At 45.8% G+C, this 16963-nt stretch carries 10 protein-coding genes; all 10 read right to left on the bottom strand.

Annotated elements, in window-relative coordinates; all coding sequences use genetic code 11:
* Positions 1–18: 18 nt before the first annotated feature.
* Positions 19–10002: a LamG-like jellyroll fold domain-containing protein gene (locus tag RT717_RS01760; protein ID WP_317490026.1), complete on the bottom strand. Its 9984-nt coding sequence runs from the start codon at positions 10000–10002 to the stop codon at positions 19–21.
* A gap of 456 nt (positions 10003–10458) precedes the next feature.
* Positions 10459–11049 (bottom strand): hypothetical protein, encoded by a 591-nt coding sequence (locus RT717_RS01755; RefSeq protein ID WP_317490025.1) that lies wholly within the window; start codon positions 11047–11049, stop codon positions 10459–10461.
* Positions 11050–11094: 45 nt separating this feature from the next.
* Entirely contained in the window at positions 11095–11661 is a 567-nt protein-coding gene (locus RT717_RS01750; protein WP_317490024.1) for a hypothetical protein, read from the bottom strand.
* 231 nt (positions 11662–11892) lie between these two features.
* Positions 11893–12474, bottom strand: a complete 582-nt coding sequence (locus RT717_RS01745) for a hypothetical protein (RefSeq protein WP_317490023.1) — start codon at positions 12472–12474, stop codon at positions 11893–11895.
* A 529-nt stretch (positions 12475–13003) separates the two neighbouring features.
* Positions 13004–13930 (bottom strand): hypothetical protein, encoded by a 927-nt coding sequence (locus RT717_RS01740; RefSeq protein WP_317490022.1) that lies wholly within the window; start codon positions 13928–13930, stop codon positions 13004–13006.
* A gap of 162 nt (positions 13931–14092) precedes the next feature.
* Positions 14093–14722: an NAD(P)H-dependent oxidoreductase gene (locus RT717_RS01735; RefSeq protein WP_317490021.1), complete on the bottom strand. Its 630-nt coding sequence runs from the start codon at positions 14720–14722 to the stop codon at positions 14093–14095.
* Positions 14723–14727: 5 nt separating this feature from the next.
* A complete protein-coding gene (locus tag RT717_RS01730) occupies positions 14728–15174 on the bottom strand; it encodes a DMT family transporter (protein ID WP_317490020.1) in 447 nt (148 codons plus the stop codon).
* A 4-nt stretch (positions 15175–15178) separates the two neighbouring features.
* The gene (locus RT717_RS01725; RefSeq protein ID WP_317490019.1) at positions 15179–16156 is read right to left on the bottom strand and encodes a cyclase family protein; all 978 of its coding nucleotides are present in this window, start codon (positions 16154–16156) and stop codon (positions 15179–15181) included.
* A gap of 158 nt (positions 16157–16314) precedes the next feature.
* On the bottom strand, positions 16315–16617 hold the full coding sequence (locus RT717_RS01720) for a helix-turn-helix domain-containing protein (RefSeq protein ID WP_317490018.1): 303 nt from the start codon (positions 16615–16617) through the stop codon (positions 16315–16317).
* Positions 16601–16942, bottom strand: a complete 342-nt coding sequence (locus RT717_RS01715; RefSeq protein ID WP_317490017.1) for a type II toxin-antitoxin system RelE/ParE family toxin — start codon at positions 16940–16942, stop codon at positions 16601–16603. Before RT717_RS01715 ends, RT717_RS01720 begins: the two co-directional genes overlap by 17 nt.
* Between the last annotated feature and the right edge of the window lie 21 nt (positions 16943–16963).

Below are 16963 nucleotides of genomic sequence, written 5' to 3'. Positions count from 1 at the left end.
GCAGATTTAAGCACCAGATTATTTGATGAGCTTGAATACTCTTTTCTCCGAGCCTTCCAGAGTGATTAGCTGATAAACGCCGTGTGCCAACCCCTTCAATTCATCTTCCAGTCGAATGACAGCGCCCACAATTTCCACCTGTTTACTAAAGATCACTTTACCTGATAAGTCAACCAGTGAAATATCGATATGGGACACATCTGACTGGATTCGAATGTCCAAATAGGACCCGAATGGATTTGGATAAACCGAGATATGATCCGCCTCAGCTACCGCCAACACCCTATTTCCGTCCAGCACCACCGGTTCGAAAACAGACCCAAGAACCTTGTTAGCAGCATACACCACGGCGCCATTTAGCTCAAAATAAGCATCCTCCTCCATGTTGTAGAGCTTAAAGGAAAGCTCATCCGCTTCTTCAGCTGTGGCTGACAGGAAGAACAATGATTGATCATCCACTGAGGTAGCCGGCGCATATCCGATCACTTCGTCTTTTCGATAGGCCACCAATACATACTCTTCTATGGCCTGCGCAAAGTCGAAGCTTTCCACGCTGGCAACAATGGACATGGTGTGCCCTCCTTCATTGTCCTGTACGGTGAAATAGCTATCGTAAGACCTTTCATTCACACTACGAGATCCGCTCAGAGAAGCCCGCTCAGGGTAGGTCAATGTACCATCGCTGGTTGTGTTGAGCATATACCCTTTGCCTGGTTGCATGTTGGTCAACGAACCCACCCAGCCTAAAGCTGAACCTGAATACATCGCAAAGGAAGTAGACGACTTGATCACATCTCCTACCTCAGGACTGATACTTACCAGTGCTTCAGCAAGGGTCATCTTCTCTTGTGGCAGAAATCCGATGTAGTTCCAGCCAGCGCTGATCGCTATAGGATGGCCGTATACATCAAATGGCTGACCGATTACCTTCAACGTGGCTGATTCTGCCAGTTTCACCTTGTACATGTCGCCTGCGGTGAATCCACCTGAGTTACTTAGTGTACCAAACCATGCACCGGAACTATATTCGTCGAACGTAGATTGATTTTTCACAATATCTCCCTCAGCTCCAATATCTCCGAACAAGCTACCAACGTCAGATAACCTGGCATCGTCGAGGTTGAAAGAGATCCAGGTCCAGCCTGCTTTAAGCACATACTCCCTGGAAATACGCTGATCCGCCTCGATATCTACTGGCGATACCACAGTTCCCATAATGGTATTTGCTGTGAAGGTAATCTCCGGAGTCACGTTCTCGTGCGTATAGCCCGTACTTGCATCGTAGACTCTCAGTTCTATCGCTTCATTATTGACTTCATTGCTGTAAATAGTCAGGAACACCTGATAGTCATCCACTCCTGAAACGTATGTTGGTCTCGCAACTCCCCTTACCTCATCGCCAACGAAAGCTGCCACCATGTCATACTGATCAGTAGAGATCACGCCATCGATAATCACACGTCCAAACACGTTCATGGAATATTCGAATTGGTTCTCATCTACTTGCCAATCCGGCTCGTCCCCGGATACTCTCAGGTCTATAGCTAATCGATCGTTGAATCCTTCATCCGTGGACAGGTAGATGCCATGACCATAGCTACCGACGTTCAGTGCATCATTCACATCAAAGGTGATCACCACCTTCTCCAGTGGATTTACAAACCCGCTTGTTTGACTGGCAGACAACCATGCTGGAATGTTTTCCAGCGAATATCCCTGAGCTGAACCGCTTTTATTGGTAAATGATGCGGTGAAGCTCATCGATTCATCCACTGCCTTCATCAACTCAAGCGCATCATCGTCCCACTTGATTTGATTCTGTTGCACGTAAGCTGTCCAGGTTACCGGAGATAGTAACTTGTTTCCATTTAGATCACGAACAGAAAGTATTGTAATTTCCATTACCTGACCTTCTATCCTATTCGCATCTACATTTGGTATGATGATGATTTGATCGTTATTGACGGCAAAATCAAATGGAAGATCCTGCATGCCCCTGATATCTCTGATCGCTGGTCTCTGATCCGAAAAATGATCCGACCCATCACTGGAAACTGCATCCGATACATCGCTCAAGTGATCATTTTGAACCTGATCAGCCAGCGTGTTTTCCATTATATAGGCGCCTAAAAGCACTTCGTAAGTCTCAAACGGATGGTAAGACACCAAACCTGGTTCATCACGCTCGATTTTGGTGTGCATGTACTGGTTGATGAGTGTGGCCGACCTGGCGGTATTCCAGAAACGCACTTCATCAACCGCTCCCGATAAGTAATTGTCGTAGCTGTTTGTGGCTGCATCGATGCGCTCTACCCGGGCTCCCAATGTAACCTCAGCGCCATAAAACTGGTCGATATTGGCTGCATTTACCTGGTTTTGCCGTTCACCGTCTATGTACATTCTGGCATTGGCACTTCTATCCACCACAAAAGCCAGGTGATGCCAATCACCATCCATATAGTCGGTGTTTGTTCCCTGAAAATCATACCCATTGCTCAACACATGGATAGTGCCGTCCGTTTGTGCTTCAATCACCACCACGGAGTTTGGATTCGTTTCTGTGTCCGTGCCATCACCTAGTCCGTTGGACAATAAGGTCTGGACAGCACCTGTGCTATTTCCCTTGAACCACAGTTCGATGGTAAAGTCCGTTTCAGTATCCGCCAGAATATTGGTGCTGCTGATGGTCAGGTAGTTGGCACCGTCCAACTCCCAGCTCACACCGCCTGGCTCCAAAGACCACTCTGCACCAATAGTAGCATGTCTGCTGGCCGAGCGATCCAGTCCCTGGGTACCGTTACCCTCATCCAAAGGCCAGTAGCCATACAGGCCTGGCTCATTTCCAACCAGGGTGATGGACATATTCGCTACTGCTTCGCCATACGTGCGGACGTCTTCCCAAATGCGCAATTCGTGCATTCTTCCAGCGAACTGACCGCTTCCTATTTTCAACACACCTTCATACGATGGATTGAATTCAATGCCTGAAACGTCAGCCAATACCTGATCATCGGCATACACCTTTACTTTTTTATTGTCCAGGTCGTAAGCAAACACCCAGTGATGCCAGCTGTCCCACGGATTGGTTACAGTGTAGGCCGCAGATGGGTCAATGGAAACCGTGTTGTTGCCCAGCCTGAAGTTGATATCAGCGCCCACCTGTGTGATCGCCACCTGGTTGCTACCGCTACCCGTCGTCATGATGGTGGTTTCTGATGATGCAGACGCTACTTCATTTTGCATCCAGAACTCAATGGTGAATGATTTTTTATTGAACGTAACATTGTCAATGGTGACCATATCATCCACTCCATCAAACTGAACAGAAGTAGCATGCGACACCTCCGCACCATTGAGTACACTTCTCACTTCGATGTTGAAGTCTTTCACAAAGCCTGCCTCTATTTCTTCGCTAAATTTGATCAGGATATCATCGCCGGCATTCAACACGCCATCTGCTGGTGAGGGTGTGCCAAACACGACAGGATTGGACGTATCGAGCGTTCCTGTCAGATAATCTGACTCAAACACCGAACCATCAGAACAATGAGCCCTCGCCCTGATCTGGTATTTCCCATCATTCAGTGAGCTAATGTCCCAGATAAAGGACACATCAGCCGATCCGTCGATAACATCTTTTGGCCCGTCGTATTCTGCATAGCCAGTTGTTTCAGCGTTCTTGAAATAAGTCATTACCGTTATCGGCGTACCTGAAAGCGTTTTGTATTGAAAGTCAATTTTTTCCAGGGTGGATAGATTGACATTGTAGCCGTCCAGGTTGACTGGGATCTCATTTCCATCCGCATAATTGATGATCCAGTTTTCATTAAAATTACCTACTGCCACGTCAGAGCATTTTGGCAGGAATCGTGCGCTCACATAGACGGTGTCTGCTATATCCGCCTGACTGGTGGTGGGATCAAATTGACACGTAGAGTGCAGGATGATTCCAATGCTATCATATTTGAGTACACCCGACGCACCTTGCTGGATTGTCAATGTCTTTTGTAAAATTTCATTGGCATTTACCAGGTATTGACGCTCGGCAGTCAATCCGTCAATCAAGAGGATAGCCCCATCGGGATTGGTCGACTCATCGATGCTTATTTCATACCACATGTTGGTGCTGGTTTCACTTTCGTTTCCCAGCTGCAAGGTAAATACCGCTTTTTCACCCTCAGGCACGTTGGCTTGAATGGAAGGAGAAACGGCTATGGTTGGTATTTCTCTTTTTAGCGTGGCTGTGTGCAAATTCATTACAGCACCGTCTATACTAACGAATTCAGCTTCTTCACCTCCTTCATAGGGGCATCTGCTGGCACCACCCCGCACGCTAAAGATCGGGCTTGAAATCTTAAACCCGGTCACATTGAAATCGGTGGTCAAATCATCCTGCTTGTTAAAGACTTCCAATGCATTATTGGTATGATCCACCGCTTCATAAACAAAAGCACCAGCATCTATGAGAAATTGAGCCGTGGCAATAAATGAATTAGTAGCGCCTGCTTTCTTTGCTGCGTACTTAGCAATTGCTTTTGTTACCGCAGCACCGGCGAGATACGCTCCCGCAAAAATCAACTTCTCCTGGGTCTCAGCCCGAAACTGTTTGTATGATTTCTGATAATCGGCAAACACACTCTTATTGTAAATGCCGACTCCATCTACTGTCTTTACATCAATGCTATAGTAGTCTCCTTCATCTTTTTCGTCAATCACGTATCCAAAAGTCAAGGAATGATCAATCACTTTGGAACCCGTATTACCGACATCTACTGTCCCATTAAAGCTATTCCGGATTTGAAGTCCTGCACCATTCGAGAGTACACCAAAACCTGCGTTCCATGTTAGCCGCATTGACCTTACGCTGGAATAATTGAAATCCTTATTATAAGACTGTTTAACTTCTGAACTGTATACCCCTCCGCTTCCATCTATTGATATATTGTCAATCAACCTGGCATTTATTTTATCAGCTTCATTATCTGCCAGTCTGTTGAGCCAGGAAGTAATTTGATCATTGATGAATTGAACCGAATCGATGTCGTCACCAGTCTCTGGGGTGAACGTATAACTAAGATTGGAAATATTGGCTTCCGGATCGGCCTGGAGCATTTCCTTTATCTGCTCATTGAAGCTATTGTCGTCATTATTGAGGCCGTAGTAAGGACTGCTCATCGGCAGGTGCGATTCGTACTTCGGCCCTTCAAACAATTCATCTCTTAATACAAGTAAAGTCGGGATCAGCTCCTCCACAATATAGCGCTGTGAATAGATGAAATAGGTCTGTATGCCGTTGTTGTCCACCGCATATCCATCCAGCACAGCAATTACAACATCACTTCCCGTAATATCCAGGTATTCGGAGGTTTCCAGATATGTTTCAGCCCAGGCTCTATCCACCAAACGAAGGTTACTGGTTTTTGAAACCAATACGTTGGTAGCACGTCCGATAAACAGATCCGCATCCGAACCGACATCCTCAGGGTCGGCACTGGTCTCGATCCGTTCTGTAAAATCATAACTCTCCGTATAGTGGCCATTGTAATCGTAGGCCCGGCTTACCTGGATACCGGTCTCACCGATTTCATCCGTATCTAAGCTCACTACTGGCCCAGCCAACCCGCCACCTGCCTGCACATCCACTCCTTTGTTGACAATTTTATCAAGTGATTGGTTAGTGAGTGCATTTAGCTCCCAGCCCTCCGTAACGGAGTAAGAGGAACCTTTTTCTATGTAAGCGTAACTGTTGCTGCCCGGAGGGTCACGAAGTACGAAATCAACCTGATCCGGACCATAGGTCACAAAACCCGTTCCTTCCTGAGGCTTAACACCCAGCACATAAGCCCTGAAAGGGTCTGAAGAGCGCCAGGCAATACCATATCCCTCAACAGTAGCGTTTACCTCAAAGGTTTTCGTGAAGGACTCATCTCCGTTCATTTGAATGTTTGGACTTCCAGCCAAAAAAGCATATCGGAAAAGCCCATTCTCATCTGTTTGCCCCGTGTTGCCCTGGTCTGGAGTCGACCCAATATTGTCTGTTATGGCAACGTCAGCCTTTACTACAGGAACATAGTCGATGATTGCCCCTGCAGGATGATAGGGATTTCTATAGGTCTCTACTACATATACATTCGCTTCATAAGGCTTTCCCATGTTGAAGAAGGGGTAATCAAAAGGATTAGAAACACTCAGATCCAATGTTTTGACCTCTCCTGATTCCTGGTCAGAATATTGCAATTCTGTGTCCCCTTCAAATGCTTCATCATTTTTTCCATAGACCAATATCTCCGGGGTCTCTCTGATGATAAAATTTTGCTTATGATGATAGCTATAAGTAGCACTTGAAGAATCTTCTTCATCTTCATATACTACGATTTCGTCTACGCTGTTTCTCAAATCCAATACAGGCAAATCTTCGGCATCAATAGCGTAGTTGGCAGATGTAGTGATAGTTGAAATAACAAATTGCTCCGGAAGCATTTCTATTTCATACTCACCCGTATAAGGATCGGTATCTACAGTCACCACAGGTAAATCGTATGCTGCATTTTGTAAATTAAAAGACAGGGTAGCACTGCCCACATTATTAGTCGACAAACCAAAGCCCAGTTGCTTTTCTGCTTCTCGTGTACCACCTACCAGCCGTCCGGCAACTTTGATCTTCGTACTATCAGTGAAGTTAACCTGGAGGTCTTCGATGAATTCATGAAAAGTAACACTTCCCAACTCGTCTAATGGAGGGAAATAGCCTTCATAAAAAGTATGCCCGTCTTTTTCTACAGAAAGGTAGTGGTTTCCAATAGGCACATTGATTTCATAGTTGCCTTCCGCATCTGTTCTTACCACCTTATTATCGGAGCCCAGTGCCACCTCTCCATCTATGAGAACTGTCACATCTTGCACAGGCACATTGGTATCTTTATAAGACACCTTACCGGTTACAGTAAAGAATGAAATATCGTCAAAATCCACATTGTTTTGCACGAAGGAACCATCCCCCAGGTAAATGGATTTGGAAGACGGCGTGAATTGATGCTGACCAAATGCAGGTGTGACTCTGAAAACATTGCCTGAGCCTTTGTAAGGAATATAATCGGCAGTATAATCACCGAATTGATCAGTAGTGGCTCTGATTCCTAATTTATCCGAGCTTGGAATTTCGCTGGAGAAACTTGTGCCACCCACAAAAAGGCCATCATTTTGATTGAAGTTTTCACCAGTTTTAGCTACGTCGTACACTTCACTTCCTACTCCTTCGTCAAATCTGTAGTAGACTTTCAAACCCACTTGCTCGTTGCTGATCAAACGGTCATAGTTATTCTTGATTTGATCTTCTGTGCGGGCTACGCTCCACAACCTAAACTCATCCAGGTTACCTTCCAGATAGTAAGTTGGCCCAATATTTCCATTGAACGCATCTGCTTCACTACCTACACCCAGAAACCCATACCTTTGGTTTACACTCCCAAACTCAGCAATTGCATCGGTAATTTGCACATCAAGCTCCCCATCAACATACATCGAGAGGGTACCATTGTCGAAAACAACAGCCACGTGATGCCACACTCCATCATCCACTCTAACGGTGCTTTGAATAGTGGAATTTGCCGAGGCGCCGTCATTTTTGGCAATGTTAAATCCCAGATAACCAGCGTTAGCGGCACTGCCACCGATCTCCAGCCTCCAGTATTCGCTGGCATCAAAGGAAGCCAGAATCTGATCTCCACTAGAGCTTGTTTTAAACCAGGCCTCAACAGTCATTTCTTTATAGTCGCTCCCCTTATAAGAAAAGCTATCGATAGCCACATAGTCGCCAGCGCCGTCAAATTTCAAACTGTTGCCAATCTGCGTACCATCTGTACGCTCAAAATTGATCACCACGTCTTCTACGGCATTTCCTCCCGTATACTCGGTATGACCATTAGCTATACCAAAAGGCTGACGAAAGCCAAGGTCAACGACCTCATTGGTGTAAACAATCAAATCGTTACAAGTCGTTTCGCCTGTGACACGGTAATTGTAGAAAACACCGGAACTCGCAGACTCATCTTTGTAGAAAAGATTATTGTCCACCACAGCTATTAGTTTGTAGTTGTCACTTCCAGCCACGGTTCTTTCGACACGGAAACGATCTACCTGCGAAAGGCTTCCTTTTATTTCCCACTCCAATAGTACCTCATTCGAGAAATAGCCTTTGGAAGCATTTATAGAAGACAAGACATCATCGATATCCAATCCGAGTAAACCCGTTTGGGTGGTGTTGGAAAAAACACCATCTGGAGAACATGCGTTTGTAGCGGCAATTTTATACCGGTAAGTTTCACATATTGAGATGTCAGCATCCGAATAGCTGGTGACCGTATTTGCCAACTCTATATCCACAGTATTTGATCCGTCCAGCTTTTCCCTGCGAAGTATGAAACCGCTGGCGTAGCTATTGCTCGGGTTGGTCCATGTGATGTCCAGCTCATTGTTGACATTGTCGACCACGACTGCCAGATCATTAGGTGCTGTTGGTGGTTTGGAGGTAAACCCAGAAACAACTTCCGAGTTTGATGCCACTACCGCACATCCATTACCGTCATTTCCAGTAGCGACCACCCTATAGTAATAAGTCTGTTCAGGATTGGGGCTGGCATCTGTAAAGCTTGTTACTGCCCCGTCCAGCGTGGACGTAAGGGTAATCACCCCAGTGGTGAAAGCGGAATTAGTCGCCCTTTGCACCTTCCACTTCGGCGGACTGGAGGTTAGCTGATCCCAGTCCAGGTCTATCGTTACGTCGCAGTTATCTGTAGTAGCACTAAAACCAGAAGGTGCTGCATATACCGCAGTCATGCTGCCTTTATTGGTAGTGATCTTATCATCTGAGTAAACCGCCACACTATTGATGTACCAGCGTGTTTTCAATTGATACGTCTCAGCATCACCGGGTGAGACATCTGTATCTTCCTTTGAGCTTCCTCCACCTGTATAAATAGTGGTGTTATCGCTCACTCTGGTCACTTCGTAGGAGGGAGTTGTGCCCGATGAGTAGGTACTGGAGGCTTGAAAATCAGTCCAGCTCACATCAATTCCATTATCGGTATTACAAGTACTTGCGCTGAACGAAGGATTTACCTTCGTATTATTGAAAGACGGAGGTTTCACTGTAGGGGTATAAGTAAGGCTCAACCCAACATCATTGTCGTCGCCATAGGCATCATACCCACCACTAGGTGATTCGTCCTGATAATAACGTGTTGTACCGGAAATATAAGACTTGTTTCCATGATAATACCTTACGAGGTTACCCCATTGTGGATGAGAGCTATTAATCTCTTCATCATAATATTTGGAAATTTCTGATGCAGAAAGTCGTGTCTTCCAAATTCTCACTTCACCAACATACATGGTTTCTCTTGCCTCTGTGGTAACACTTTTATCTCCAATAAAGCAGTCCCCATACCCACTTCCATTGTCTGGAAAGAGTGCCACCGATTCATTATCACTGTTGACCAAGCTCCATTGAAGGAGCAACGTACCATCTATATAGATCTGCACGGTACTGGCACCATTGGTGGTGAAGGCCACATGATGCCATTTATTCAAGAAATCCGGCCCGGTTGAGCCATTTTTGTTGTAGTTCAAATCCCAGCTTTTTTCTCCATCCGGTCCACCTTTTATCTGAACCCTCCAGGGCTTATCAGATTTTTCAGAATCTCCTTTATAGTCCAGCGACACCCGGGCATCTCCGTTACGAAATCGGAAAAGGTTAACATTATCGTTATCGTTACTCGACAGGCGCATCCAGGTTTCCACGGTAAAAGACCTTCCCTCTATGCCAAGACCCTTGCCACTTCCTTCATCGTTTACATAAATTTTGCGTCCTTCTCCTCCGGTCAAATCTATGGAACCGTCCCTGTTCTGGGCAAAGAGCTTAGCGCTCATGAGCAATAGAGAAAAGAGGAGAAATAAGCCAATCCTGGCCAATTTCCTGGCGTGATGATGGATAGAGCGTTTCATTAGTGGTCTTTTAATTAGGCTGGGTTTATTGATTTGGTTAGTAAAATGCATAGTCAACGTTTTCAACATGACTACTAAACGGGGGCATTAAGAAAAACCCTACCCCCCAAAAAGACATTGCCCCAATCTTCCGACCTGGAATGGCCTGTGTGATCTGAAACTGCCGCTCTAAAGAGATCAAAAGCGTATCGGGGGCGGTAGCTACGCTGCCTGTTCTAAACAACCTGGATGCTTTTCCAACATCAGAGTCAATGTGGTAGCTCATTCACGTTCCCAACCGTTAATAGGGGAAATGGCACTGACTTCAGTCGTTGCGGAGTGATTGGCTGACCATAGTAGTCAGAAAGTTCACCGGCGAATTGTGGAATCGATTCTGTTCCAGGAGTCGGCCAGTCTTGCATGGCCGGGGAGAGTGGTTCAGCTCACTATCTTAGTTCAGCGGCGTGTTACACACATTTAGTCCCTCTCCCAAGGCGTCGATGTCTGAATCTCATTGTAAGCTTTGTATAATGGGGTCATTAAAGCAGGAGAGTTCTTCGCTAGCACTTCGTTAATCTCGGTATATTTCTTATTCAAACACTTCTCATTGGAGCAACTCAACAAAAGCCTAAACACATTTAGAATTTCTGAATCAGTGCGTGTCTCTAGTTCTTCCACAATATTAGTCGGGTCTGCCAAAAGTTTGAGTAAGAGACCAAACCCGTCGACGTCGTCAGTATTTTGCCATTCGCCGTCCACACATAGGTCTATATATTTTTTATAATATGCTGACTTGTCAATTGTCCTAAGATGGTAGAAAAAGAAGACGATTTTCAATCGATCATGAACACCATTTAAAGGTAACATCCCAGTTTGCTTGTCAGCTTCAAACACTTCAGCTAGTTCATTAATCGTATTTGGAAATGCACAAAAGAAGTCCTGTTCTATTTGGCTATTGTGAGTAGTGTCTGCCGCCAATTTAAGTAGGTAAATAAATCTTTGGCTTGGACCAACAAATTCCTTTTCGGCACACTGTCCAGTGGCTTTCCAGCAAACGATACTTAACATGGTAACAAACAGAGTCCGCACTGAAGTGAGTCTTTTAATACACATTTACGTCTGCAAAATAATGCTACTGACTGTCCAGGCAATTATGCCACTTGAGATAATATAAAGAGAAGGGCGCCATCTCGAAGGCTCTCCATGTTCGTTGTAGTCTGGATTTGCTCGCTTTGACTGACGTCTAATGAATTTTGTCATTGGCACCTCATTCAAACTGAATAAGTTAAATGAAAACAACTGCTCACTTCTACTTGGCATGATTAGTATGTCGCATACTTCCTGCGTTCGATCATCCCTGTACTGAAGTCCAACGAGGACAGGATTCGCCAATACGGGTTGGCAAACATAGGTTATCTGATCATACCTTATTTTCACTTCTTCCCGTAAAGCCCTGATGACTAAGTACTCGTCCTGGGTAACCGCACTTCTGAGTCTTATCGAAACCAAAATCGACCAAAATGCAATCCAAAAAACAATCACACTGACACCAAGCAATTCACGTTTAGGTAGTTCATCGTCGGCATTCGATCCAACAACAAAGGCAAGGATTACGACTCCCACCCAACAGGCTGGAAAGAAATATTTGTACAAGAAGGTAAGCGACGAACTTTTATGCATCCCTACAATTGTGTGTAACGCCTAGCTAAGCAGCGTGGGGATTGTTAAGAGGTTCCGCCGCCGTCTGTACTTAGCCACGCCGATGAATAAAAATACACAAAGTGGCGGGGACTCCAATGCCCACTGCGATTTCCTTGCAGCTGAGACCCCATGGTGTCTTAGCTTTGTGTTGTGAGGACTTTATTCGCCGACGTTTCCAATTTCATCCAACTTATCCAAATGCAACGGAGTTCATTGCTTGGGAGCAGCTATTTCGTTTGACTCATAAAACGTTTCCAGTTCAAGCAGCAAGGATTGAATCTTATTTCCCCATTCCTCCTGATTAGTCTTGAGCAGTCCGTTGGCAGTCTCCCTGTCATACAAGCTGTCCATCTTATTTCTTAGATCGTAGACAGATTCAATTTTGGACTCATAAAGCTCCAAGTCAAACGTATCCCAGGAAGTGACTTCCAATAAAGATTTCCTCATGATTCGGGTATGTAATTCCGCTATGTCAAAGTGCAATTGTTCGTGACTTAATAAATCTGGAAGACTATCACCAAAACGGTCAATAGCTGTATGGTCAAAAAAGGAAAGGTTGGCGATAAAATTGTTAGTTACTCTGAACGTTAAGCTATCATCCACGTAGGAACTTTTGACATCTATACTGGCACAGGTCGTAGCTAGAGCCCAGCTAGGCCCATTTTTTGAGCCTTGGAAATCCTTCCATTTAAGTTTGAATCCTGGAGTCCATGGAATGTTGACTTCCTCTTCTTGAGCGAAACAGTCCGCCAGTCCAAGAGTTAATACGACTACAAAAGCAAGTGTCTTCATCTGAATTCCTCACAACATCCGAATATACACAACTAGTGTCGTTTATTTCCATTATAACATTTTTTTTGTATTCATTCCTAAGATGGCTGATTAAATCCATTAGGGCACCTTTATCCGTTTGTAAACGCATAATATGCGTATATTATACGCATATTATGCAACTATTGATTACTAGTCTATTCCGCAGCTTGCTCAACGCAAAACCGCTTACTTAACTGTCATAGAAAGGGCCATTTCGAAACATGGCTATAATGGACTCCAATTGTAGCTATAAGTCGCTCTCAACATAGCTACATTTCACCTGCAACATGGCTACATTATACCTGCAACATAGCTACATTGAGGGCGTTTGCTACGCAGCAAACAGGGTTTTTGCTACGTAGCAAAGGGGGTGTTTGGTACGTAGCAAACAAGTGTTAGCTGCGCTGCAAAGAAAAGTGGGTATTTGAGACAGAAAGGAACGAAAGGCAGTAACTGCCTTCTTTAATATACGGAATTTCTGTTCAAAAGATGAGGCTCACAGCCTGGTTTATCGTTGAGAAAATTTGTTCACTGTAATCTGCTTGACGGCATCTGGCTGCGTGGCCCATACGTGCAATATTCCTTCGTTGTCCAGTTGCAAGCCGACAGCAGCGCCAAAACTCACACCGCTTTTGCAGTGAAAGGCTTTGGTAAGCACCTTTCTCATGACGGGCTCAAACGGCCCAGCCTTACTCACAAGGATTAAATCGGCGTAGTTGCCATCAGCGGTCTTGTAAAATCCGATGGCATACATGGCCTCCTCATCCCTGACCAGGTTGATGGACTGGTAGCTCCCCCAGTCGGCAGGAGCAGCAAAACTGTAGATAATTCTCCGGTCTACCCGGTTGGGGTCGAAGCGATAGAAATCCCAATGGCGGCTGTCCCAATTGCTAACCACTATCAGGTAGTCATTCTCCAGCGCCAGTATCCCCGTTGCACCGGAGGTTTTCAGCTCAGGCACTCCTTCCCTATCTATGGTAACGACTGGCTTGCCCTCATAAAGGCCTTCGTTGTGGTAGTTGTACAAGTGCAGCTTTGACTCTGTTTTCTTCACATTGTCTTCAATACCCACGCCCAGGTACGTGTCGGTCAGCTGAATGCCCCCTGCATGCCGGAACGGCTCCTTCATTAATGGAATAAGCTTCTCGGTCTGACGTGAAGCCAGATCAGCTTGCAAAATATAGGCCTGGGTAAGGGAGCTGCCCGACATCAGCAGCTTTTCAGCTCCGTCTTGCACCATCGCCTGCACACCCTGCAAATGCCCGGACTTGGTGGGCACATCAATGTCATTCGCCAGCACAATGACCTCGGGTTCTGCGCTCAGCGCTTCAAAGGCAGCCGGTACGTTTTTTACTTGCTGGGCCTGGCCAACGATTGGTTGCACGCTGATGAAAGCAAGCAGAAAGAACGGCTTCACTAAATTATGGCTGAGCATGAGGAGCGTTTACTTCAAACAACTCACCAAGATGGCACTAATACAAAAATAACACACATGGCTGCGTGTTATTCTTGTTTTAAGAATTGTTCGTCGGGTGAAAAATATCGCACCAGAGGCTAAATCAGCCTAAGCACTTCCACCCTCCTGATCATCAATCCTTCAAGCCATCTGGAACAATTCCTCCATCGACTTTCTTACTTTCTGCCGTTCCTGGGTCTCATCGTTATCAGAGCGATAACCTACCGGCGCAATGACTGAGGCATTCAATCCCAGTTCATCAAGGCCCAGGAGCCGGTTGTAGGCTTGCTTATCAAACCCCTCCATTGGGCAGGCGTCGATCTTCAGCTCTGCACAGGCCATCAGCAAGTTGTTCAAAGCGAGGTAAGTCTGCTTCTCAGACCAGCTCTTTCGCTCTTCCGTGGGCATGTCAGCAATGGTCTTTTTGATAAATTCGCCGTACTGCTTCAGGCCGTCATCACTTTTCCCCTGCAATTCAATGATCCGCCGAATATAGCTATCCACATGCTGGTCGTAGTTGCGGATGTAGTTGCAAAAAACGAAAAGGTGGGAGGCATCTGTGATCTGGCTTTGGTTCCACGAAGCCTTCCGGAGCTCCTCCCTGATGTCATCATTTTCAATGATGAGCACTTTGTAGAGCTGCAAGCCATACGAGGACACCGAAAGCCTGATCGCTTCCTTCAGGAATGCCAGATCGTGACCGCTTACCTTTTTGTGAGGGTCAAATATTTTGGTGGCATATCGCCAGTTAAGTTTATCTATTAAGTTCATCTTTTTCACGATTTTACAAGTACTACGCCGGCAATCATGACAAGCATACCGGCGATCTTTTTTATTGATACGGGCTCCAGTGGCATACCAAACCAGCCAAAATGACTGGCGACAGCAGCGAAAATAACCTGGCCTGTGAGGCTGAAGGTGACTGCGGTAGAGATGCCCACCCGGGGAATAACATAGTAAAACAGCGAGACAGCGATGAAGCTAAAAACGCCGCCTGCAAACCACATGTAGGCGGGAATTTGCCGCAGCTCGCCTGCTGTCGGAAGCTGGCGTACGGTGGCCACTACAACCAGCAGCGTAACACTTGCACTCATTACCAGGGCAATGCCAGTGGCCACAAGTGAGTTGTTGAGCATGACACCGAGGCGGGAATTGATGCCGCCCTGGATCACGACCATAATACCCACCGAAAACGAAAGAAGGAGTAATAAAGGATTGTTCATGGCCTTACTGTTTTGTTTGAATTGGAAATGCCACCGGACGCATGGGTGAAGCACTTGCGCCCCTTAACTTCAGTGAAGCAGCGATAAAGGCGAACTCGTAGACCTTATCTGCCGAAAGCTTTTCCAGGAACATCTGTTCTATAAACATGGCCCCCTTCTCAGCCAACAAGTAAGTGTGCACGGGCACCCAGTTGTCGGTTCGCTCAGGTGGAAAAGCCTCGAAGCTAAGGTTGTCGGCGCCCAGCAGCATGATGTCCATTTCTTCTACCAGCCATTTCACAGCGTCCAGGCTGATGCCAGGGTAGTTGTCGAGATAGTCAGCAGCATTTTCATAGTGTTGTGCCTGGCCTGTGCGAATCAACACGACGTCGCCATTTTGCAGCCGGACGTTCTGCTTCCTCAGCACAAGCTGCAAATCAGCGGCACTGATGCGGTAGTTTTTGGGAAGTGGCCCTTTGGCAGCTGCCACATCCAGTAGCACACCTCTGGCAATGATCGGCGGTATCGTTTCGGCACCCGTCTTTTTCCAGCCTTTGTCGCCGAGGTGTTCTTCAGGAGTGAACCCGTTCCAGATCTTGCCATTCAGCCCAAAATGGTTCAGCGCATCAATGTGCGTACCCATGTGGGTGTACATCGATATGGCATCGCCGGTGTAGCTTACCTTTTGGTTCATGGCCTCCCCCAAACCATTAGGATTGTCGACAACCGTACCGTGGGGTGTGTGCGTGAGCCAATACTGGTAACCGGGGTCGCCCAGCGAATGGAAGCTTGGCATGCCAACAAAATAATCGACGCTGAGGTCGTAAACCTTGCCCGACGCAATCTGCGAAAGCACCTGCAGTTGCGATGCCTCTGTCATCATGTTGAGGGTGCCTATTTCATCGTCGGGGCCCCAGGGACTTTCACCAACTGCTTCTTTTTGCTGTGCCGTTGCGGCCTTAATGGTGAGCAGCGTGACCAAAATGAATGTTGTTGTTTTCATGACTTTAACTTTTTCTTACAAAGTTGGGCGTCATGAAAGCCGGTTGCCTTAAGGTATCTTAAGAACGACCCATCAAATCAAATTCTTCCTGATAGCACTGTTCCTTGGGATGCCGAGCGAGGCATGGCGAAGAACTTCAAATGAATCCAGTTATCGATTTACAGCTTTATGGAAAGGTCAACTTGTCCACCAAGACCGAGCTCCACAATTTTCTTTAAGGTCGATAGCCGAACCTCCTTTATATTGTTTTCAATTTTTGAAATATATGACTTGGTAGTCCCCACCTTTTGAGCAAGTTCTTCCTGAGTCAGCCCCTTTTCAAGTCTAGCCTCCTGGATAAGTGCTCCGATTTTGAAATTTTCGTAGCCTTCTTCCAGGTCATCTCGCTTCGGCGTGCCAACCTCACCAAAATGCTTATCCTTGAATTGATCAAGGGTCATTATATTACTTTTCTTGCTCATATTCTTGCTTAATTTTCAATGCCTTTTCGATCTCAGCCCTGGGGGTCTTTTGAGTTTTCTTCTGAAAACCGTTCATTAGCACCACTAACTGTCCATCATCGAAGAAACAAAAGATTCTATAAATATTGCTTCCAGTTTGAACCCTCACTTCATACAGCCCGTCAGTTCCTTTGATGTGCTTCAGGTAAGTTTCAGGAATGCCTTTAATCTCTTCTATCAAGTTAATTGTCCAGATAATTTTCTTCTGAACTTTATCACTTTGCTTTAGGAAGAAGGATTCGAAATAATCTTTGTAGAAGATGACCTTTCTAACTTTACTATTCACCTAACAAATGTATTAAAAGTT

The sequence above is a fragment of the Imperialibacter roseus genome, from assembly GCF_032999765.1.
GTDB classification, from domain to species: domain Bacteria; phylum Bacteroidota; class Bacteroidia; order Cytophagales; family Cyclobacteriaceae; genus Imperialibacter; species Imperialibacter roseus.
The sequence above is the reverse complement of the archived record's forward strand: the minus strand, read 5'-3'. Positions and strand labels throughout refer to the sequence as shown.